This window comes from Stenotrophomonas sp. Sm10 (assembly GCF_030985515.1).
Classification (GTDB): domain Bacteria; phylum Pseudomonadota; class Gammaproteobacteria; order Xanthomonadales; family Xanthomonadaceae; genus Stenotrophomonas; species Stenotrophomonas hibiscicola.
Genome location: NZ_JAPTFO010000030.1, coordinates 26,323 through 47,520, shown reverse-complemented (window position 1 = coordinate 47,520; position 21,198 = coordinate 26,323). Strand labels below are relative to the sequence as shown.

The following is a 21,198-nucleotide window of genomic DNA, read 5'->3' as shown; positions in this document are numbered from 1 at the left end:
GGGGGGGCGGGGGGGGGGGGGGCCCCTAAAACCCCCCCGCGCGCCCCCCCCCACCGGAAGCAGGGATGGGCGATCAGTTACGCAGCGGCTTGCCGGTCTTCAGCATGTGCGCGATGCGGGCCTGGGTCTTTTCCTGCTGGGCCAGTTCGACGAAGTGCTTGCGCTCCAGGGTCAGCAGCCACTCTTCGTCGACCAGGGTGCCGCGGTCGACCTTGCCGCCGCACAGCACGGTGGCGATGCGCTCGGCGATCTCGTAGTCGTACGGGCTGATGAAGCGGCCTTCCAGCATGTTGACCAGCATCATCTTGAAGGTGGCGATGCCCACGTCACCGGCGACCTGGATGCGGCGTGCCGGCAGCGGCGGGCGGTAGCCGGCTTCGGCCAGGGCGCGTGCTTCGGCCTTGGCGATGTGCAGCGCCTCGTAGCTGTTGAACACCACCTTGTCGGTGCTGCGCAGCAGGCCCAGTTCCTTGGCGTTGACCGCCGAGTTGGACACCTTGGCCATCGCCACGGTCTCGAAGGTCTTCTTCAGTTCGGCGAACACGTCGCCGCCCGGGCCCGCGGCCTGCGAGGCACGCACGGCCAGTTCCTTCAGGCCACCACCGGCCGGCAGCAGGCCGACGCCGGCTTCGACCAGGCCGATGTAGCTTTCCAGGAAGGCAACGGTCTTGGCGCTGTGCATCTGGAACTCGCAGCCGCCGCCCAGGGCCAGGCCACGCACGGCGGCCACCACCGGCACCAGGGAGTACTTGATGCGCTGGCTGGTGCGCTGGAAGTTGGCGACCATTTCCTCGAACTGGTCGACCTTGCCGGCCTGCAGCAGGCCGAGCGCGCCGGCCAGGTCGGCACCGGCGGAGAAGGGTTCCTTCTGCTGCCAGATCACCAGGCCCTGGAAGTCCTTCTCGGCGCGGCTGACGCATTCCTGCAGGCCGTCCAGCACCTGGTCGGAGACGGTGTTCATCTTGGTCTTGAAACTGACCACCGCGATGCCATCGCCGTCGTGCCACATGCGCAGGCCGTCGTTCTCGAACACGGTTTCGCCCGGCGCGAACTGCTCGCCCAGCAGCGGATCCGGGAAGCGCTGGCGCTGGTACACCGGCAGCGACGAACGCGGCAGCTTGGCGTTGCGCGACGGGCTGTAGCTGCCTTCGGCGGCGTGCACGCCGTCGCGGCCATCGAACACCCAGTCCGGCAGCGGGGCGTTGCTCATGCTCTTGCCGGCCACGATGTCATCGGCGATCCACTGTGCGACCTGCTTCCAGCCGGCGGCCTGCCAGGTTTCGAACGGGCCCAGCGACCAGCCGTAGCCCCAGCGGATGGCCAGGTCGACGTCGCGCGCGGTCTCGGCGATGTCGGCCAGGTGGTAGGCGCTGTAGTGGAACAGGTCGCGGAAGGTCGCCCACAGGAACTGCGCCTGCGGGTGCTGGCTCTCGCGCAGCTTGGCGAACTTCTCGGCCGGGTTCTTGATCTTCAGGATCTCGACCACTTCCGGTGCGGCGGTGCGGTCGGCCGGACGGTAGTCCTGCTTCTCCAGATCCAGTACCACGATGTCCTTGCCGACCTTGCGGAAGATGCCGGCGCCGGTCTTCTGGCCCAGCGCGCCCTTGGAAATCAGCGCGTCCAGCCACTTCGGCGACTTGAAGAATTCATGCCACGGGTCATTCGGCAGGGTGTCGCCCATGGTCTTGATGACGTGGGCCATGGTGTCCAGGCCGACCACGTCGGAGGTGCGGTAGGTGGCCGACTTCGGGCGGCCGACCAGCGGACCGGTCAGGCCGTCCACTTCATCGAAGCCCAGGCCGAACTGCTGGGTGTGGTGGATGGTGGACAGGATCGAGAACACGCCGATGCGGTTGCCGATGAAGTTCGGGGTGTCCTTGGCGTACACCACGCCCTTGCCCAGGGTGGTGACCAGGAACTCTTCCAGGCCTTCCAGCACGGCGGCGTCGGTGGTGGTGGCCGGGATCAGCTCGGCCAGGTGCATGTAGCGCGGCGGGTTGAAGAAGTGCACGCCGCAGAAGCGGTGGCGCAGCTGTTCGGGCAGCACGTCGGCCAGCTTGTTGATGCCCAGGCCCGAGGTGTTGGAGGCCAGCACCGCGTGGTCGGCCACGAACGGCGCAATCTTCTTGTACAGGTCCTGCTTCCAGTCCATGCGCTCGGCGATGGCCTCGATGATCAGGTCGCAGTCCTTCAGCTGCTCCAGGCCGGAGTCGTAATTGGCCGGGGTGATGGCTTCGGCCAGCGACTTGCTGGCCAGCGGCGCCGGGCTCAGCTTGCCCAGGTTGGCGATCGCCTTCAGCACGATGCCATCGGCCGGACCTTCCTTCGCAGGCAGGTCGAACAGCACGGTGTCGACGCCGGCGTTGGTGAGGTGGGCGGCGATCTGGGCACCCATGACGCCGGCACCCAGCACGGCGGCGCGGCGGACTAGCAGGGAATTGGACATGGTGTAGGGCCTTTGTTGGTCAGCAGTTACTGGGTGGAATCAACGGGAAGCGGGCAGGGCGCTGGCGCGTGCGGCGGCGCGGAACCCGGCTTCGGCGAAATGGATCAGTTCGTGAGCGGCATGGGCACGATGCGCCGCTTCGGTGACACCGGCGGGACGCTTGATCAGCCCGAAGTCGGCCATCGCATAGGTCAGCGAGCCAGCCAGGAAGTCGAGGCGCCAGTACAGCTCCTCCTTGCTCAGGCCGGGCACGCATTCGCCGATGGCCTTGCCGAACGCACGCAGCACGTGGCCGTAGTGGTCGGACAGGAACTTGCGCAGGTTGTCGTTCTTCTCGGCGTAGGCGCGGGCAATCACGCGCACGAAGGCGCCGCCGTTCTGGCGGTCCTGGGCCAGCGCCAGGGCCGGCTCGACGAAGGCGGCCAGCACCGGGCGCAGTTCGCCGGGGTGTTCGCTGCGGGCCCGCTCCAGCTGCGCCAGGCGCGCGCCGGTCATCTCGTCCATGCGGCGGCGGAAGACCTCATTGACCAGATTTTCCTTGGAACCGAAGTGGTAGTTGACCGCGGCGATGTTGACGTCGGCCTGGCTGGTCACCTGGCGCAGCGAGGTGCCGGCGAAGCCGTGCTGGGCGAACAGCTCCTCGGCCGCGCCGAGGATCCGGTCCTTGGTCGAGAAGTGGGCGGGTTTGGCCATCGGCGGGCAGACCTTAATCAAACGATTGTTTGATACTAGGACCAGACGGTACCGTATGGCATTTTGCAGTGCAGCAAAATCGGCCGCTCCGGTCAGATTTCACTCAGGTGGGTGAATGGGTGGACCTGAACCTGTAGAGCCGAGCCCGCGCTCGGCTGCTCTTAGGCCCAAAGGCCAGCCGAGCATGGGCTCGGCGCTACAACAGGGCCACATGGCCCTCTACCACCCGCCCACGTTATCTTTTACAATTCGCCTACGTTTATCAGGCTAAGCCCGCGTCCCGACGCGGGTTTTTTTCATGTTACCCTTCGGGCCATCAGCGGCCCGATTCCATTGGAGACATCCCATGGCGCTGGAGCGCACCCTTTCGATCATCAAGCCGGACGCCGTTGCCAAGAACGTCATCGGCGAAATCTACGCCCGCTTCGAGAAGGCCGGCCTGAAGGTCGTGGCCGCCAAGTACAAGCAGCTGTCGCGCCGTGAAGCCGAAGGCTTCTATGCCGTGCACCGCGAGCGTCCGTTCTTCAACGCGCTGGTCGAGTTCATGATCTCCGGCCCGGTGATGATCCAGGCCCTGGAAGGCGAGAACGCGGTCCTGGCCCACCGCGACCTGCTGGGCGCCACCAACCCGAAGGAAGCCGCGCCGGGCACCATCCGCGCCGACTTCGCCGAATCCATCGATGCCAACGCCGCACACGGCTCGGACTCGGTCGAGAATGCCGCGATTGAGATCGCCTACTTCTTCGCCGCCACCGAAGTCGTCTCGCGCTGAGAGTAATGCCGTGAACGAGGTCGTACAGTCCCCCGCCATCCAGCCGCTGCCGAAGTCGGCACCCACGGCTGGCAAGCAGAACCTGCTCGACCTCGATCGCGCGGGCCTGGAGAAGTTTTTCGTCGAGGTTCTCGGCGAGAAGAAGTTCCGTGCCCATCAGGTGATGAAGTGGATCCACCATCGCTACGTCACCGATTTCGATGAAATGACCGACCTCGGCAAGGTCCTGCGCGCCAAGCTGCAGGCCCATGCCGAGGTGCTGGTTCCGAACATCGTGTTCGACAAGCCCTCCGCCGACGGCACCCACAAGTGGCTGCTGGCGATGGGCGTGGATGGCAAGAACGCCATCGAGACCGTGTACATCCCGGACAAGACCCGCGGCACGTTGTGCGTGTCCTCGCAGGTCGGTTGCGGCCTGAACTGCACGTTCTGCTCCACCGCCACCCAGGGCTTCAACCGTAACCTGACCACCGCCGAGATCATCGGCCAGGTGTGGGTTGCCGCACGCCACCTGGGCAACGTGCCGCACCAGATGCGCCGCCTCACCAACGTGGTGATGATGGGCATGGGCGAGCCGCTGATGAATTTCGACAACGTCGTGCGCGCCATGAGCGTGATGCGCGACGACCTGGGCTACGGCCTGGCCAATAAGCGCGTGACCCTGTCGACCTCCGGCCTGGTGCCGCAGATCGACCGCCTGTCTGCCGAAAGCGACGTGTCGCTGGCGGTGTCGCTGCATGCGCCGAACGACGCACTGCGCGAGACGCTGGTGCCGCTCAACAAGAAGTACCCGATCGCCGAGCTGATGGCTTCGTGCGCACGCTACCTGCGCGCCAACAAGCGCCGCGAATCGGTCACCTTTGAATACACCCTGATGAAGGGCATCAACGACAAGCCCGAGCATGCCCGCGAGCTGGCCCGCCTGATGCGCCAGTTCGACAACGCGGTGCAGGCCAAGGATTCGGGCAAGGTCAACCTGATCCCGTTCAATCCGTTCCCGGGCACCCGCTACGAGCGTTCCGAGGAGGCCAACATCCGCGCCTTCCAGAAGATCCTGCTCGACAGCAACGTGCTGACGATGGTCCGCCGCACCCGTGGCGACGACATCGACGCCGCCTGTGGCCAGCTCAAGGGCCAGGTGATGGACCGCACCCGCCGCCAGGCGGAGTTCAACAAGACGCTGCAGGCGGGGAAGGGGAGCGATGCCGCGGCCTGACCGCCTCTGGCTGGCGCTTCTCGCAGGCGTGCTGGCCGTTGCGGTCGGTGGCTGCAAATCCCAACCCAAGGCCAAGCTGGGCCCCAGCGAAGCGCCGGTCTATTCGGTGCGCGATCCGGACAGCGTGCGGCGCCAGGTGCGCCTGCAGGATCTGTTGGCGCTGGCTGCCCGTGACATGCAGGTCGGCAACCTGGATGCGGCCGAACGCAAGGCGCGCGAGGCGCTGAAGCTGGCGCCCGACTCGCCGGATGCGCTGGTGCTGCTGGCCGGCATCGATGAGCGCCGTGGCCGGAGCCAGCAAGCGGGCGAGAGCTTCCGCAGGGCGGCCGAACAGGCGCCGCAGCGCGGTGACATCCTCAACAATTACGGGGCGTGGCTGTGCCAGCAGGGGCGGCCGGCCGAGTCGCTGGCGTGGTTCGATCGAGCGCTGCAGGCGCCGGGCTACGCCACACCGGCCGAATCCCAGGCCAATGCGGGCAGCTGTGCACTGGACGCTGGCCAACTTGAACGTGCCGAAGGCGACCTGCGCGCGGCGCTGTCGGTGCTGCCGGGAAACCCGGTCGCGCTCGAGGCGATGGCCCAGCTCAGCTTCCGCCAGGGCCGCTTCATGGAGGCGCGGGCCTTCGCCGAACGTAGGATTGCGGCTGCACCCGCAACGCGTTCCGTGTTACAACTTGCGTCTCAAATCGAAGCGCGGCTGGGTGATCGGGCGGCATCTGATCGCTATCTTCAGCGGATTCGACAGGAATTTCCGCAGGAAGCGGGCTCCTAACTCCAGGGTTGATGCATTGTGATTGATGACCAGACTGTGAGCGCTCTCGAGACTGCGGCCGGCTGCGGCACCCGCCTGCGCCAGGCCCGCGAGGCGGCCGGACTGACCCTCGAAGATGTCGGCTCGCGCCTGCGAATGCCGGTCCAGGTGGTCAGGTCGCTGGAAGAAGAACAATGGCAGAAGCTTGGCGCGCCGGTGTTCGTGCGCGGCCAGCTGCGCAGCTACGCGCGGCTTCTGGACGTGGACGTGGGAGAGCTGCTGGAGCAGGCCCAGGTCGGCCCGGTGGTGCCGCCTACCCTGGTCAGCCATACCCATACCCCGCGTGCGCGCCGCATTGCCGAGAATCTCGGCCGTCGCGTGCTGTACGTCGGCATCACCGCGGTGCTGGCGGTGCCGGTGTGGTTTGCCACCCGTGGCCATTTCGATGGCAGTGCCACCCCGTCGCCGAATACCGCCTCGCTGGACGCCATCCCGGCCGCCGTACCGGTAACCCCGTCCGCTGCGGGTGTCGAGCCCTCGGCGCCGGCTGAAGTGGCGAGCGCTCCGGCCAGCAAGCCGGCCGCCACTCCGTACGTGGCCTCGCTGGCCCCGGTGCCGCGTCCAGCCCCGGCACCGGCCGCTGCCGCCAATACGCTGGACATGCAGTTCAGTGGCGACAGCTGGGTCGATATCGGCGGCCCGGACGGCAGCACAGTCGAGAAGGCGCTGATCAAATCCGGCGAGAGCCGCAGCTTCACGCCGGGCCAGGTGACCCGGGTGACCCTGGGCAACGCCTCGGCGGTCCAGGTTCAGCAGAACGGCGCTATCGTCGATTTGACCCCCTACCAGCGAGCCAACGTGGCACGCTTTCAGGTATCCTCTGAAGGCTCCGTAGTCCCGGTTTCGCACTGAGGCGCGGTTTCACCACCTTCGATTAATTCCAATGGTCCCTCCCGATGGGCGGGGCGAGAGTACGCATGGCGATCGACGATCTGCTCGACGAGCACGAACAAAGTGAACGCGTCCGCAGCTGGCTGCGGAAGAATGGCGCCAGCATCCTCGGTGGCGTGGTCATCGCCATCGGTGCCATTGCCGGCTGGCAGTGGTACCAGAAGGATCAGGGCGGCAAGCTGGCCTCGGCCAATGTCGAGTACCAGAAGGCGCTCGTTGGCCTGCAGCAGAACAAGCTCGACGACGCCGCCAAGGCGGTCAAGGCGCTCGAAGCCGGCCCGTCCAGCATTTACGGCGACCTGGCGGCGCTGCAGCTGGCCAAGGCCCAGGTCGACGCGGGCAAGAACGAAGAAGCCCTGGCTACCCTGCGCGGCGTGAAGGTTGAAGGTGACCTGCAGCGCGTGGTCGACCAGCGCGTGGCACGCCTGCTGGTGGCCACCGGCAAGAGCGACGAGGCGATCAAGCTGCTGGGCAGCGCCACCGACAGCAGCAGCCTGGAAATCCATGGCGATGCGCTGATGGCGCAGGGCAAGCGCGATGAGGCCCGCGCACAGTACGAGAAGGCGCTGAAGACGCTGGACGTGGCAGCGCCGCAGCGGCGCCTGCTGGAAACCAAGGTTATGGACGCCGGCGGCACCGTCGCCGCCCCTGCGGAGTCGGTTTGATGAGTCAGAAGGTCATGATCACCCGCGTCGCCACCGTGCTCCTGATGGGCATGGCCCTGACCGGCTGCAGCACCGTGAAGGGCTGGTTCGCCGGCAAGGACGCGGCCGCGAAGAAGGCACAGGAACCGGCTGAGCTGGTCAAGTTCGAGCCGACCCTGAAGGTCAACAAGGCCTGGTCGGTCAACCTCGGCAAGGGCGAGCGCCGCATCGGCGTGCGCCAGGGCCCGGCGGTGGCCAACGGCCACGTGTTCGCTGCGGCGATCACCGGTGGCGTGCACGCCATCGACCTGCAGACCGGCAAGAAGGTCTGGACCTGGGAGCCGCAGAAGGAAAAGAAGAAGGCCAAGCTGCGCCTGTCCGGTGGCCCGGGTGTCGGTGAGAACCTGGTCGTGATCGGCACGCTCGATGGCCAGGTCATCGCGCTGGACATCAACGACGGCAGCGAAAAGTGGCGCGCCCGTGTTCCGGGTGAAGTCATCGCCGCGCCGGCCATCGCCCAGGGCGCGGTCTACGTGCGCAGCAACGACGGCCGTATCACTGCGTTCGATGCCGGCAACGGCACCCAGAAGTGGTTCAACCCGAGCGAGCTGCCGGCGCTGACCGTGCGTGGCAACGCACCGGTGGTGACCGGCCCGGGCGTGCTGTTCATCGGCAAGGACGAGGGCGCGGTTGCCGCCCTGGCCCAGCAGGATGGCCGCACCCTGTGGGAACAGAACGTGGGCAACGGTGAAGGCCGTACCGAGCTGGAGCGCATGGCCGATGTGGACGGCGCGCCGGTGCTGGATGGCAACACCCTGTTCGTGAGCAGCTTCAAGAACCAGACGATGGCCATCGAAGGCCCGACCGGTCGCCCGCTGTGGGCGCGCGACCATGGCGGTGCGGGTGGCGTGGCGGTGTCGTCGGGCAATGTGTTCGTGACCGACAACAAGGGCGGCGTGTTCGGCCTGGACAAGGCCAGCGGCGCAGCCATGTGGTCGCAGACCGCACTGGCCCGTCGCTCGCTGACCGGCCCGGCGCTGCATGGCGACTACGTCGTGGTCGGCGACTACAAGGGATACGTGCACTGGTTGCAGGCCTCCGATGGTGCGATGGCGGCACGGGCAAAGAGCGGTGGTGATGCCCTGCTGGCCCAGCCGGTCGTCGCAGACGGGGTGCTGCTGGTGCAGAACGTGGATGGCAAGCTGACCGCCTTCCGGTTGGCAAATTAATACGGAGTACTCGCGATGCTGCCTTTGGTCGCCCTGGTTGGACGGCCGAATGTCGGCAAGTCGACCATTTTCAATGCGTTGACCCGCACCCGTGACGCCCTGGTCCATGACCAGCCCGGCGTCACCCGTGATCGCAACTACGGCGTCTGCCGCCTCGACGAGGACAATCATTTCCTCGTCGTGGATACCGGCGGTATTGCCGGTGAGGACGAAGGCCTGGCCGGTGCCACCACCCGCCAGGCGCGTGCGGCGGCTGCCGAAGCGGACCTGATCCTGTTCGTCGTCGATGCCCGCGAGGGCACCTCGGCGCTGGACGACGAGATCCTGGCGTGGCTGCGCAAGCTGTCGCGCCCGACGTTGCTGCTGATCAACAAGATCGACGGTACCGACGAGGACAGCGTCCGCTCCGAGTTCGCCCGCTACGGTTTCGGCGAAATGCTGACCGTCTCGGCCGCGCATCGCCAGGGCCTGGACGACCTGCTGGACGAAGTGATCCAGCGCCTGCCGGAAGAAGGTAGCGGCGAAGAGCTGGACAACGATCCGAACCGCATCCGCATCGCCTTCGTCGGCCGCCCGAACGTGGGCAAGTCGACCCTTGTCAACCGCATCCTCGGCGAGGAGCGCATGATCGCCTCCGACGTGCCGGGCACCACCCGCGACTCGATCGCAGTGGACCTGGAGCGCGACGGTCGCGAATACCGCCTGATCGATACCGCCGGCCTGCGCCGTCGCTCGCGCGTGGACGAGGTCGTCGAGAAGTTCTCGGTGGTCAAGACCATGCAGTCGATCGAGCAGTGCCAGGTGGCCGTGCTGATGCTCGACGCCACCGAAGGCGTGACCGACCAGGACGCCACCGTGCTCGGTGCCGTGCTCGACGCCGGCCGCGCGCTGGTGATCGCCATCAACAAGTGGGATGGCCTGACCGAGTACCAGCGCGAACAGGCTGAAACCATGCTGTCGCTCAAGCTGGGCTTCGTGCCCTGGGCCGAATCGGTGCGCATTTCGGCCAAGCACGGCTCGGGCCTGCGCGAGCTGTTCCGTGCGGTGCACCGCGCGCACGAATCGGCCAACAAGACCTTCACCACCAGCGAAGTGAACAAGGCGCTGGAAGTGGCGTACGAGACCAATCCGCCGCCGACCATCCGCGGCCATGTCTCCAAGCTGCGCTACGTGCACCCGGCCGGTTCCAACCCGCCGACCTTCATTGTGCACGGCACCCGCCTGAAGGAACTGCAGGAGTCGTACAAGCGCTACCTGGAGAACTTCTTCCGCAAGCGCTTCAAGCTGATCGGCACGCCAGTGAGCTTCATCTTCCGCGAGGGTACCAACCCGTACGAGGGCAAGAAGAACGTCCTCACCGAGCGGCAGATCAAGTCCAAGCGGCGCTTGATGAAGCACGTCAAGGGCAAGTGATTCACGGGAAGGCGGCCGCAGGGCCGCCTTTTTCGTTGTTGGGAAATGGGATCTGATCCCGGGCGCGGGGCTGGCGCTACCGTAGGCTTGCGGTGGACCTGTAGAGCCGAGCCTGCGCTCGGCTGCTTTTCGCGCATTGCCGCAGGCGCGCTACGCGCGCCAGCCGAGCATGGGCTCGGCTCTACAGATTCTGGTCAACGCGGCCTGCCGCCACGTGCGTGATAATGCGGCCATGAGCATCCAAGAGCTTTCCCCCGCGCAGGCACGCGAGCGCCTGGCCCATGGCGCGGTGCTGATCGATGTGCGCGAAGCGCACGAACGGGCCGGTGGGATGGCCGAGGGCGCGCGCGGCGTGGCCAAGGGCGAGCTGCAGGCCGACCCGGCCGCACACCTGCCGCGGCACGACCAGGAGATCCTGCTGATCTGCCAGAGCGGCAAGCGCTCGGCCGATGCCGCGCAGTTCCTGCTGCAGGCCGGCTACACCCACGTCGCTTCCGTGACGGGCGGTACCGTGGCCTGGCGCGAGCAGTCGCTGCCCTTGGTGCAGCCGCTCGCCAGCGCCGCCGACCGCGATTTCTTTGATCGCTATTCGCGGCACCTGCTGCTGCCGCAGGTGGGCGAAGCCGGCCAGCGCCGGCTGCAGCAAGCGCGCGTGCTGGTACTGGGCGCGGGCGGGCTGGGCGCACCGGCTGGTTTCTACCTGGCAGCGGCTGGGGTAGGGCACCTGCGCCTCGCCGACCACGACCGCGTGGAGCGCAGCAACCTTCACCGGCAGATCGTGCACACCGAGGCCAGCGTCGGCCAGCTCAAGGTCGATTCCGCACGCGAGCGCCTGCTGGCGCTGAATCCCTCCATCGAGGTCGAGGCGGTGCCGGAGCGGGTGACCTCTGAGAACGTGGATGCGCTGCTCGAGGGCGTGGACGTGGTGCTGGATGGCTCGGACAACTTCCCGCTGCGCTACCTGCTCAACGACGCCTGCATCAAGCACGCCAAACCGCTGGTGTATGCCGCCATCGAGCGCTTTGACGGCCAGGTAAGCGTGTTTGACGCCGGCCGCCAGCGTGGCGTGGCACCGTGCTATCGCTGCCTGTTCCCGGAACCGCCGCCGCCGGAGTTCGCGCCGAACTGTTCCGAGGCCGGGGTGCTGGGCGTGCTGCCCGGGTTGGCTGGTGTGCTGCAGGCCACCGAAGTGCTGAAGCTGCTGCTGGGTATTGGCGAGCCGCTGGTGGGGCGGCTGCTGCGCTTCGACGCGTTGGGCATGCGCTTCCGCGAGACCGGCATCCGGCCGGACCCGCATTGCCCGGTGTGTGCGCCGGGCGTGCCGTTCCCGGGGTATATCGATTACGCCGCGTTCTGCCGGGATGGGTGAGGCTGGCCGGAGATTCATCCACGCATGGCGTGGATCTACCGGGGCGCGGCGGCTGTGCGTCATCCACGCATGGCGTGGATCTACTGTAGAGCCGAGCCCATGCTCGGCTGCTTCTGGCCTCGGCACGAAGAGCAGCCGAGCGTGGGCTCGGCTCTACAGCGACTTGCAACGGTTTCGGGATGATGCCGGGGCGGGCGCCCATCATCGTTCCACCTCCAAGACAATCCGGCGCAACATGCGTGCTATTGCCGACATCGGCATTGCTCTATTGTTGAACCCGATTCTGGATCTTGGGGAACACACCGCATGGCGGTAGAAGCAGCGACCAGCGAGCTGGTCAAGGTCGTGGCCCTGTTGGGCGCGGCGGTGGTGATGGTGCCTTTGTTCCGCCGGGCCGGCCTGGGCTCGGTGCTGGGGTACTTCGCCGCTGGCCTGGCGATCGGACCGTTCGGGCTGGGCTGGTTCTCCGACCCGCAGGCGATCCTGCATACCGCCGAACTCGGCGTGGTGATGTTCCTGTTCGTGATCGGCCTGGAAATGCGGCCCTCGCACCTGTGGAGCCTGCGCAAGGAGATCTTCGGGCTGGGCACGCTGCAGATCGTCACCTGTGCGCTGGTGCTGACCAGCATCGCCAAGCTGTTCGGCCTGCCGTGGCAGGTGGCCTTCATCGGCGCCACCGGCTTCGTGCTCACCTCCACCGCAGTGGTGATGCAGCTGCTGGCCGAGCGCGGTGACATCGCGCTGCCGTCGGGGCAGAAGATCGTTTCGATCCTGCTCTTCGAAGACCTGCTGATCGTGCCGTTGCTGGCCCTTGTGGCGTGGATGGCGCCGAGCGCGGGCAGTGCCGACGGCGAGGGTTCGCGCTGGCTGTCGGTGGCGATCGGCGTCGGTGCCATCGTCGGCCTGGTGCTGGTCGGCCGCTTCCTGCTCAACCCGTTGTTCCGCGTGCTGGCCGAATCGAAGGCGCGCGAGGTGATGACTGCCGCCGCGCTGCTGGTGGTGCTGGGTGCGGCGCTGCTGATGCAGCTGTCGGGCCTGTCAATGGCGATGGGCGCGTTCCTGGCCGGCGTGCTGCTGAGCGAGTCGACCTTCCGCCATCAGATCGAGGCGGACATCGAGCCGTTCCGCGGCATCCTGCTCGGCCTGTTCTTCCTCAGCGTGGGCATGGCGCTGGACCTGGGCGTGGTGGCTGGCAACTGGCAGCTGATCCTCGGCCTGGTGCTGGCGCTGATGGCAGCCAAGGCGCTGTGCATCTACGTGGTCGCACGCATCATGGGCAGCGACCACGCGCAGGCGCTGGACCGTGGCGTGCTGATGGCACAGGGCGGCGAATTCGCCTTCGTGCTGTTCTCCGCCGCGGCATCGGCCGGCGTGATCAACCTGGAGATCAATGCCAACTTCACTGCCGTGGTGGTGCTGTCGATGGCGCTGACCCCGCTGGTGGTGCTGCTCTACAAGCGCATCGCGCCGAAGCCGACGGTAAACATGGACGGCGTGGACGAGGCCGAGGGCCTGTCCGGCAGCGTGCTGCTGATCGGCTTCGGCCGCTTCGGCCAGGTTGCCAGCCAGTCGCTGCTGGCGCGCGATGTGGACGTGACCATCATCGACAACGATGTGGAGATGATCCAGAGCGCGGCGCGGTTCGGTTTCAAGATCTATTACGGCGACGGTACGCGACTGGACGTGCTGCATGCCTCGGGCGCGGCCACCGCGCGTGCGATTGCGGTGTGCGTGGACAAGGCCGAGGCGGCTGATCGCATTGTTGAGCTGGTGTCGCACGAGTTCCCGCAGGCCAAGCTGATGGTGCGCTCGTTCGACCGCGAGCATTCGCTGCGGTTGATCCATGCCGGTGTTGATTTCCAGATCCGCGAGACGTTTGAATCGGCGGTGCTGTTCGGCCAGGCCGCGCTGGTGGAACTGGGTGCGGATGAAGACGATGCGGTGGAGATTGCCGAGCAGATCCGTCGCCGCGATGCCGAGCGCTTCGAGCTGGAGATTGCCGGTGGTGGCTTGAATGCCGGCGCCAAGATGGTTTTCGGCAACTCCGGCCAGGGCGTGCCGACGCCGACGCCGTTCACCGCGCCGAAGCGCGAGAGCAAGACGCTGAACCCGCAGGATGTGCCGGAGGAGGAAGAGTAGAGCCGAGCCCATGCTCGGCTTGCTCTTCGGTCAGGTTGCGATAAAGCCGCGCTGCGCGCGTGAGCCGAGCGTAGGCTCGGCTCTACAAGGGCGGGCCGGTCGGCTGTAGAGCCGAGCCCATGCTCGGCTTGCGCTTCGGTCAGGTTGCGATAAAGCCGCGCTACGCGCGTAAGCCGAGCGCAGGCTCGGCTCTACAAGGGCGGGTGGGTCGGTGCCGTGGCGGTGGGCGAGGGGGCCTGAATCGGGGACAATAGCGTCCCCGCCGCCCCACGCCTGCCTCCGATGACCGATTCCGCCCCCCAGCATCCTGCCCGAATCCTTGATGGCCGCCGTATCGCCGAGGACCTGCTCGACAGCCTGAAGGTGCGCGTCGACGCCCGCGTGGCCGCCGGTGGCAGCCGTCCGGGCCTGGCCGTGGTGCTGGTCGGTGGCGACCCGGCCTCGACCGTGTATGTGCGCAACAAGCGCCGTGCCGCCGAGAAGGTCGGCATCGAGGCACATGACTACGATCTGCCGGCCGGCACCACCGAAGCCGAGCTGCTCGACCTGATCGACCAGCTCAACGCCGATCCGAAGATCAACGGCATCCTGATCCAGCTGCCGCTGCCGGGCATCCCCGACGCGCGCCGGCTGATCCAGCGCATCGACCCGCGCAAGGACGTGGACGGCTTCCACCCGGAAAACGTCGGCCACCTGGCCCTGCGCGAGTTCGGCCTGCGCCCGTGCACCCCGCGCGGCATCACCACGCTGCTGGGCCACACCGACCAGCCGGTGCGCGGCCGCAACGCGACCATCGTGGGCGTGAGCAACCACGTCGGCCGCCCGATGGGCCTGGAGCTGCTGATCGCCGGCTGCACCGTCACAAGCTGCCACAAGTTCACCCCCAAGGACGTGCTGGAACAGGCCGTGCGCAACGCCGACATCCTGGTGGTGGCGGTCGGTCGCCCGGGCATCGTGCCGGGCGAATGGGTGAAGCCCGGCGCGGTGGTGATCGATGTGGGTATCAACCGGCTGGATGACGGCCGGCTGGTGGGCGATGTTGGGTTTGAGGCCGCTGCGCAGCGGGCCAGCTGGATCACCCCGGTGCCGGGCGGCGTGGGACCGATGACCGTGGCCACGTTGATGCAGAACACCCTGGAAGCGGCGGAAGCGCTGAGCTGACCCCAATTGGGGCTATCTGCTGTTGGTGGGTGCCGACCGTTGGTCGGCACAATGCTGGGGCACAGGTGTCTGAAGGGTAGTGCGGACCAACGGTCCGCACCTACCAAAGATGCCCCAGGGCTGGCCCAGGTGATCCTCTCAAGGTCAAGGTGGGTGCCGACCGTTGGTCGGCACAATGCCGGTGCACAGGTGTATGAAGGTAGTGCGGATCAACGGTCCGCACCCACCAAGGGCAGGTTCCAGGCCCTGAGAGCCGGTTCCAAACCCTCCTGAACCAATCGCCGCCCGCGCGACACTGCGTCGCATCTACCCCCTGCCACGCGGCGCGAAAACAGGGTAAAATGTCGCGCTTCCCCACATCTCGGGTATGCCGATGCTGCGCATCCAGGCTGAAGCACTCACTTACGACGACGTCTCGCTCGTCCCCGCCCACTCGACCATCCTGCCCAAGGACGTCAACCTCGAAACGCGGTTGACCCGAGACCTGAAGCTGAAGCTTCCGATCCTGTCCGCCGCGATGGATACCGTCACCGAAGCCCGCCTGGCCATCGCCATGGCCCAGCTCGGCGGCATGGGCATCATCCACAAGAATCTCAGCCTGGAACAGCAGGCCGCGGAAGTGGCCAAGGTCAAGAAGTTCGAGGCCGGTGTCATCCGCGACCCGATCACCGTCGGCCCGGAAACCACCATCCGCGACGTGCTGGCCCTGACCCAGGCGCACAACATCTCCGGCGTGCCGGTGGTGGGCAGCGACGGCCTGCTGGCCGGCATCGTGACCCACCGCGACATGCGCTTCGAGACCGAGCTGGACGATCCGGTCCGCCACATCATGACCAAGAAGGATCGCCTGATCACGGTCAAGGAAGGCGCCGCGTCTGATGAAGTGCTGCAGCTGCTGCACCGCAACCGCATCGAAAAGGTGCTGGTGGTCAACGATTCGTTCGAACTGCGTGGCCTGATCACCGTCAAGGATATCCAGAAGAACACCGACTTCCCGAACGCTGCCAAGGACCTGTCGACCCGCCTGCTGGTCGGCGCTGCCGTCGGCGTGGGTGGCGATACCGATCGCCGCGTGGAAGCGCTGGTCGCCGCCGGCGTGGACGTGATCGTGGTCGATACCGCGCACGGCCACTCGCAGGGCGTGCTGGACCGCGTCAGCTGGGTCAAGAAGAACTTCCCGAACGTGCAGGTCATCGGTGGCAACATCTGCACCGGCGAAGCCGCACTGGCGCTGCTGGACAGCGGCGCGGACGCGGTCAAGGTCGGCATCGGCCCGGGCTCGATCTGCACCACCCGCGTCGTTGCCGGCGTCGGCGTGCCGCAGGTCACCGCCATCGACCTGGTGGCCGAAGCGCTGCAGGACCGCATCCCGCTGATTGCCGATGGCGGCATCCGCTACTCGGGCGACATCGGCAAGGCGCTGGCCGCCGGTGCCTCGACCATCATGGTCGGCGGCCTGCTGGCCGGTACCGAGGAATCGCCGGGCGAGACCGAGCTGTACCAGGGCCGTTCGTACAAGAGCTACCGCGGCATGGGTTCGCTGGCTGCCATGGAGAAGGGGTCGAAGGACCGCTACTTCCAAGACGCCGCCACCGCCGACAAGCTGGTGCCGGAAGGCATCGAAGGCCGCGTGCCGTACCGCGGCCCGGTGGGCGGCATCATCCACCAGCTGATGGGCGGCCTGCGCGCCACCATGGGCTACGTGGGCTGCGCCACCATCGAAGACATGCGCAGCAAGCCCAAGTTCGTGAAGATCAGCGGCGCCGGCCAGCGTGAGAGCCACGTCCACGACGTGACCATCACCAAAGAGCCGCCGAACTACCGCGCCTGACGCGGGCCGAGCAAAGAGGAACGAGGAAGCACTTCCCGTTCCTCTTTCTCCATCTGCGGCCGTAAATCTGATTTCGTTTTCCCTACTGCATTGCCGGGGCGCCATGACCAATATCCATAACGACAAGATCCTCATCCTCGATTTCGGCGCGCAGTACACGCAGCTGATCGCCCGCCGCATCCGCGAGCTGGGCGTCTACTGCGAAATCTGGGCGTGGGACCACAACCCGGCCGAGATCGCCGCGTTTGGCGCCAAGGGCATCATCCTGTCCGGTGGCCCGGAATCGACCACGCTGCCGGGCGCCCCGGCCGCGCCGCAGGAAGTGTTCGACAGCGGCCTGCCGATCTTCGGCATCTGCTACGGCATGCAGACCCTGGCCGCGCAGCTGGGCGGTGCCACCGAAGCCGCTGACCAGCGCGAATTCGGCCACGCCGAAGTGAACGTGATCAACCCCGATGCGCTGTTCAAGGGCCTGAGCGACCACGGCGGCGAGCCGAAGCTGAATGTCTGGATGAGCCACGGCGACCACGTCTCCGTTGCGCCGCCGGGCTTCACCATCACCGCCACCACCGACCGCATTCCGGTGGCCGCCATGGCCAACGAAGAAAAGCGCTGGTACGGCGTGCAGTTCCACCCGGAAGTGACCCACACCCTGCAGGGCCAGGCGCTGCTGCGCCGCTTCGTGGTGGACGTGTGTGGCTGCCAGACCCTGTGGACCGCCGCGAACATCATCGACGACCAGATCGCCCGCGTGCGCGAACAGGTGGGCGATGACGAAGTGATCCTGGGCCTGTCCGGCGGCGTCGATTCGTCCGTGGTGGCTGCGCTGCTGCACAAGGCCATCGGCGAAAAGCTGACCTGCGTGTTCGTGGATACCGGCCTGCTGCGCTGGCAGGAAGGCGACCAGGTGATGGCGATGTTCGCCGAGCACATGGGCGTGAAGGTGGTGCGCGTGAACGCCGCCGACCGTTACTTCGCCGCGCTGGAAGGCGTGAGCGACCCGGAAGCCAAGCGCAAGATCATCGGCAACCTGTTCGTTGAGATCTTCGACGAAGAATCGAACAAGCTGAAGAACGCCAAGTGGCTGGCGCAGGGCACCATCTACCCGGACGTGATCGAATCCGCCGGCAGCAAGACCGGCAAGGCGCATGTGATCAAGAGCCACCACAACGTGGGCGGCCTGCCGGAGCACATGAAGCTGGGCCTGGTGGAGCCGCTGCGCGAGCTGTTCAAGGATGAAGTGCGCCGCCTGGGCGTCGAGCTGGGCCTGCCGCGCACCATGGTCTACCGCCATCCGTTCCCGGGCCCGGGCCTGGGCGTGCGCATCCTGGGCGAAGTGAAGCGCGAGTACGCCGAGCTGCTGGCCAAGGCCGATGCCATCTTCATTGATGAGCTGCGCAAGGCGGACCTGTACGACAAGACCAGCCAGGCGTTTGCCGTGTTCCTGCCGGTGAAGTCGGTGGGCGTGGTGGGTGATGCGCGCGCTTATGAGTGGGTGATTGCGCTGAGGGCGGTGGAGACCATTGACTTCATGACCGCGCATTGGGCGCATCTGCCGTATGAGTTCCTGGGTACGGTGAGCAACCGGATCATCAATGAGTTGCGGGGGGTGTCGCGGGTTGTTTATGACATCTCGGGGAAGCCGCCGGCGACTATTGAGTGGGAATGAGTTGAAAGAACGAGGGCGCCGAGAGGCGCCCTTTTTGTTTGTGTTGTCCGCTAGTGCTAGGCCCGGTTCTACGCCGGCTTGTTGGCCGGACCCAGTCGCCCTAATATCGAGCTGTATCAGGGGGAAGTGCACCATACGGTGATTTGTGGATACTTCGTATAACCGGACCCACGGACCCGACTATTAGGTAATTGGGGCGCACACTAATGGTCACTCGGTCCATGGATGAAGTCCATAGCGAGTACATATCCTCGATGGGACAAGAGCTTGGGGCGAGCTTCTATGAGCTGCACCGAAAGCTCGTGGAACCTCACGTTCTTTGGCAACAGTACCGCCAGCTTTTCGGCGATGACCCTGACACGGTCCACCGGCTTAACCGGACCTCTGGCCTGTTCTTCAACATCGTTCAAGACGAGCCGAAAATTTGGGAAGGGTGATAGAGCATTGCCGAGCCTCTGAACGGTGATACATGCTTGACGTCATACGCCGGAGTTTGATTGGCTGGCCCGATTCTTTCGTGGGTACAGCAAGAGCTGCAGGAGTTTACAGGTGTCATTTCGATGGGCGCGCTCGCGTCTCCCATCCTAGATAGTTAGAGAATGCCTTGATTAAGATTGAGCGCCCTGTCGCGAACCTGCAGCTGCGCTGGGCAGGCCGCCGAGCGTCGGAATCTTGACGCGCGCCGCAGTTGAACATGCAGTTTGGAGGGGGATGGCACTCGCGTTTGCGCTAAGACGGCAACGTTATGATACTGGCTACGACGCGGCGGGGCCGCGGGACTGAAAGTTAAGGTCTATCAGAGTGCCGAGGATGCAGTGACGCAAGCCGTTTTCATTGAAAAGATCAAAGATGGTGACTATCGGCTGATGTGGCTCGGACGCCTCATCCGTGATGCGCAGGCAGCATCACCACTTCGAGTTGAGGCGATCTTCCTAAAGCACCCGATTGATCACCGGGCGTACAGACCGTGGGTGGTGGATGAGCGACCGATCGAAGAGTTGCCATTGCTCGCCTCCCAGGCTTCCTGGCGAAATGGGCGCTTCCAAGGCTACAGCGACAAGAATTTTCCGATTCAGCACCTGACGGTCATACCCGACTCAGCGCGATACGCTGAGATGACGAAGAATCCGCCATTTACCGAGGCCGAGTATCCATTCTACAAGCGTCAAATTCTTTCCTCTTGCTGGGTCTTCGATACAGTCGAGGGTGTTGAGTTGGTGGTGCCAGGCTGGCAAATCTTGCAGGCCTGGTACCTCTTTGATCGGGAGATCATGGCTAGCGTCCTTGCTGGCATGCTTGATGTCACCAAAGACTATGGTACGGAGGTCCCATGGCTGCCAGGAACCGCATGTGTGGAAAGGGCAGTCACCTACCACTTGCCTGAGCACATCTCAGTGCCAGTTGCCAAGCAGTTCTCCAGGCTGCTGTTTGATCAACAGGCACGCCGCTATGCAATAAACATCTGGGCAAAGCTAATGGAGCCCAGGTCAACATTCCTGCCCATGGCGCGCCCCCCTCATTCGGTACCGGCAAAGTGGTCATTCCGGATGAGGCCGTTGAAGACGGTTAACGGCAAGCCCCGCTGGCTACTTCTTCATCTGATGGGGGCACACCTGCCGCTTCCGTACGATACCTTTGAGGTGGTTCGTCAGCGAACGGCCGAGCCAGCGACAGAGAACCTGCCGCCGACCATAGCCCAGAATGGGCCTGCATTGCCTGATCCAGACAAGCCTCTCCCTCTTGTGAGCGGGCAGTCTGGTGCGCGCAGGCGTCGTGGGCCTCGAATGAATGGCATGACCTTCGTTGACTACAGCGCGGAAGACGTCAATGAGACGACACGCATAGATGAACGCCCTACATCCAAAGTGATCGGGCAATCTCTGGTTCTGCCTGATCCAACCTTAGTTGTAGAGACTGCGTCTTTGGTGTCGGAGGGCAAGCCGGACAAGACGATATTTGCCGTCGGCATTGAGTCGGCGGCAGCGCCAGCCAAACCTCCAGAGGACCCCGCTGCGCTTTTCGAACGAAGTCGCGCCGCTTACCAAGCAATAATCCAGTACGTTCACGACAACCCTCACCCGGCAGGTTGGCGTTGGACAGCAGAGATGGTGTTTAACAACTCTGTCGACCAATTCGTGACCGCTGGCCCTGTACCTCGCTACTTCCTCATACTTGAGCTTCAGGTAGCCGACCAGTACACGTATCTGGTTGAAGTTCTTCGCAGGGCAGACGATGCCGAGTTTCCTCTCTGCCAGGTTCGGAACACATCACGCTCACGTATGTCCAGCACTGACATGTCGCGTTGGCTTAATCAATTTCCGTACGACGGGCAGGCCCCTTGGGGTGGAAGCTCTCAAGTTCCTCAATGGTTGCTTGGCCCATTGACCGTGCGACATCAGCCCACAAAGCTCCCGGCCAACATTGAAGATCTGCGAGGTGAGGAGCGCATGTTGAGGGCGGAGGCCCACTTGGTCGAAGGCCTGTGGACACGCTTGCTGAAGCATATGATGGACTTCGAGACTAAGATTGCCACTGGTGCCACCAGGGCTCAGCGAAAGTTATCGAGAAGGAAACTGCGCGATCAATGAAAGGTGCCAGTTGGAGAGCTGTTTCTCCTTAATTCCGATGCTACGTCAGAGTGAACACCACTCAGTCCCTCAGCCACCCGCGCAGCAAGGAGCATGCACGATGCACAAATCAACCGCGCTTTCCACCGACCTTCGTGCTGCATCGGAGGCACTGCAAGTCGCGATGAGCGAGTGTTTATCGAATTGAAGCACCACTTCAGAAGGAACACCCAGATGTCGATCGCTCAAGTCGAGCGCTACATGCTTGCCAGTGGCATCCGCGACGCGATTCTAGTGTTGATCCCTGCCGAACCAGGCCCTTTCACGGTGGAGGAGTAGTCCGTGCC

General features: G+C 65.2%; 15 protein-coding genes and 1 pseudogene. 14 read left to right on the top strand and 2 right to left on the bottom strand.

The window, feature by feature from the left end:
• Positions 1 to 73: 73 nt before the first annotated feature.
• Both O0J15_RS10700 and O0J15_RS10695 read right to left on the bottom strand, forming a co-directional pair.
• Entirely contained in the window at positions 74 to 2,446 is a 2,373-nt protein-coding gene (locus tag O0J15_RS10700; RefSeq protein WP_134735391.1) for a 3-hydroxyacyl-CoA dehydrogenase/enoyl-CoA hydratase family protein, read from the bottom strand.
• 39 nt (positions 2,447 to 2,485) lie between these two features.
• Entirely contained in the window at positions 2,486 to 3,139 is a 654-nt protein-coding gene (locus O0J15_RS10695) for a TetR/AcrR family transcriptional regulator (protein WP_019661306.1), read from the bottom strand.
• Between the two features lie 346 nt (positions 3,140 to 3,485).
• Here O0J15_RS10695 and ndk point away from each other — a divergent pair, with 346 nt between their 5' ends.
• The 14 genes and pseudogenes from ndk to O0J15_RS10625 all read left to right on the top strand — a co-directional run bounded on the left by ndk (position 3,486) and on the right by O0J15_RS10625 (position 20,872).
• Entirely contained in the window at positions 3,486 to 3,911 is a 426-nt protein-coding gene (ndk, locus tag O0J15_RS10690) for a nucleoside-diphosphate kinase (protein WP_005409295.1), read from the top strand.
• 10 nt (positions 3,912 to 3,921) lie between these two features.
• Positions 3,922 to 5,127: a 23S rRNA (adenine(2503)-C(2))-methyltransferase RlmN gene (rlmN, locus tag O0J15_RS10685; protein WP_019661307.1), complete on the top strand. Its 1,206-nt coding sequence runs from the start codon at positions 3,922 to 3,924 to the stop codon at positions 5,125 to 5,127.
• Entirely contained in the window at positions 5,114 to 5,899 is a 786-nt protein-coding gene (gene pilW / locus O0J15_RS10680; RefSeq protein WP_058982451.1) for a type IV pilus biogenesis/stability protein PilW, read from the top strand. The genes rlmN and pilW overlap by 14 nt, the downstream gene beginning before the upstream one ends.
• An 18-nt stretch (positions 5,900 to 5,917) precedes the next feature.
• Positions 5,918 to 6,790, top strand: a complete 873-nt coding sequence (locus tag O0J15_RS10675; protein ID WP_019661309.1) for a RodZ domain-containing protein — start codon at positions 5,918 to 5,920, stop codon at positions 6,788 to 6,790.
• Between the two features lie 65 nt (positions 6,791 to 6,855).
• The gene (locus O0J15_RS10670; protein WP_019661310.1) at positions 6,856 to 7,494 is read left to right on the top strand and encodes a tetratricopeptide repeat protein; all 639 of its coding nucleotides are present in this window, start codon (positions 6,856 to 6,858) and stop codon (positions 7,492 to 7,494) included.
• Complete coding sequence (bamB, locus tag O0J15_RS10665; protein WP_308305626.1) at positions 7,494 to 8,702, top strand: outer membrane protein assembly factor BamB; 1,209 nt, start codon at positions 7,494 to 7,496, stop codon at positions 8,700 to 8,702. The genes O0J15_RS10670 and bamB overlap by 1 nt, the downstream gene beginning before the upstream one ends.
• Before the next feature lie 15 nt (positions 8,703 to 8,717).
• Positions 8,718 to 10,115: a ribosome biogenesis GTPase Der gene (der, locus tag O0J15_RS10660; RefSeq protein WP_019661312.1), complete on the top strand. Its 1,398-nt coding sequence runs from the start codon at positions 8,718 to 8,720 to the stop codon at positions 10,113 to 10,115.
• Positions 10,116 to 10,347: 232 nt separating this feature from the next.
• Complete coding sequence (moeB, locus tag O0J15_RS10655; RefSeq protein ID WP_227844658.1) at positions 10,348 to 11,484, top strand: molybdopterin-synthase adenylyltransferase MoeB; 1,137 nt, start codon at positions 10,348 to 10,350, stop codon at positions 11,482 to 11,484.
• 306 nt (positions 11,485 to 11,790) lie between these two features.
• Complete coding sequence (locus O0J15_RS10650) at positions 11,791 to 13,623, top strand: monovalent cation:proton antiporter-2 (CPA2) family protein (RefSeq protein WP_171952109.1); 1,833 nt, start codon at positions 11,791 to 11,793, stop codon at positions 13,621 to 13,623.
• Positions 13,624 to 13,905: 282 nt separating this feature from the next.
• Positions 13,906 to 14,784: a bifunctional methylenetetrahydrofolate dehydrogenase/methenyltetrahydrofolate cyclohydrolase FolD gene (gene folD, locus O0J15_RS10645; protein WP_049402332.1), complete on the top strand. Its 879-nt coding sequence runs from the start codon at positions 13,906 to 13,908 to the stop codon at positions 14,782 to 14,784.
• A gap of 373 nt (positions 14,785 to 15,157) precedes the next feature.
• A complete protein-coding gene (gene guaB / locus O0J15_RS10640) occupies positions 15,158 to 16,615 on the top strand; it encodes an IMP dehydrogenase (RefSeq protein ID WP_005409308.1) in 1,458 nt (485 codons plus the stop codon).
• A gap of 103 nt (positions 16,616 to 16,718) precedes the next feature.
• Positions 16,719 to 18,284: a glutamine-hydrolyzing GMP synthase gene (guaA, locus tag O0J15_RS10635; RefSeq protein ID WP_005413109.1), complete on the top strand. Its 1,566-nt coding sequence runs from the start codon at positions 16,719 to 16,721 to the stop codon at positions 18,282 to 18,284.
• Between the two features lie 206 nt (positions 18,285 to 18,490).
• Positions 18,491 to 18,715 (top strand): annotated as a pseudogene (locus O0J15_RS10630) (hypothetical protein); the annotation flags it as partial.
• A gap of 384 nt (positions 18,716 to 19,099) precedes the next feature.
• Positions 19,100 to 20,872: a hypothetical protein gene (locus O0J15_RS10625; RefSeq protein WP_155730706.1), complete on the top strand. Its 1,773-nt coding sequence runs from the start codon at positions 19,100 to 19,102 to the stop codon at positions 20,870 to 20,872.
• Positions 20,873 to 21,198 lie beyond the last annotated feature (326 nt).

What these genes read in the sequence shown, in the direction of transcription:
- O0J15_RS10700 (WP_134735391.1), bottom strand. Translation starts at nt 2,446, where the DNA reads ATGTCCAATTCCCTGCTAGTCCGCCGCGCCGCCGTGCTGGGTGCCGGC.
- O0J15_RS10695 (WP_019661306.1), bottom strand. Translation starts at nt 3,139, where the DNA reads ATGGCCAAACCCGCCCACTTCTCGACCAAGGACCGGATCCTCGGCGCG.
- ndk (WP_005409295.1), top strand. Translation starts at nt 3,486, where the DNA reads ATGGCGCTGGAGCGCACCCTTTCGATCATCAAGCCGGACGCCGTTGCC.
- pilW (WP_058982451.1), top strand. Translation starts at nt 5,114, where the DNA reads ATGCCGCGGCCTGACCGCCTCTGGCTGGCGCTTCTCGCAGGCGTGCTG.
- O0J15_RS10670 (WP_019661310.1), top strand. Translation starts at nt 6,856, where the DNA reads ATGGCGATCGACGATCTGCTCGACGAGCACGAACAAAGTGAACGCGTC.
- bamB (WP_308305626.1), top strand. Translation starts at nt 7,494, where the DNA reads ATGAGTCAGAAGGTCATGATCACCCGCGTCGCCACCGTGCTCCTGATG.
- der (WP_019661312.1), top strand. Translation starts at nt 8,718, where the DNA reads ATGCTGCCTTTGGTCGCCCTGGTTGGACGGCCGAATGTCGGCAAGTCG.
- moeB (WP_227844658.1), top strand. Translation starts at nt 10,348, where the DNA reads ATGAGCATCCAAGAGCTTTCCCCCGCGCAGGCACGCGAGCGCCTGGCC.
- O0J15_RS10650 (WP_171952109.1), top strand. Translation starts at nt 11,791, where the DNA reads ATGGCGGTAGAAGCAGCGACCAGCGAGCTGGTCAAGGTCGTGGCCCTG.
- folD (WP_049402332.1), top strand. Translation starts at nt 13,906, where the DNA reads ATGACCGATTCCGCCCCCCAGCATCCTGCCCGAATCCTTGATGGCCGC.
- guaB (WP_005409308.1), top strand. Translation starts at nt 15,158, where the DNA reads ATGCTGCGCATCCAGGCTGAAGCACTCACTTACGACGACGTCTCGCTC.
- guaA (WP_005413109.1), top strand. Translation starts at nt 16,719, where the DNA reads ATGACCAATATCCATAACGACAAGATCCTCATCCTCGATTTCGGCGCG.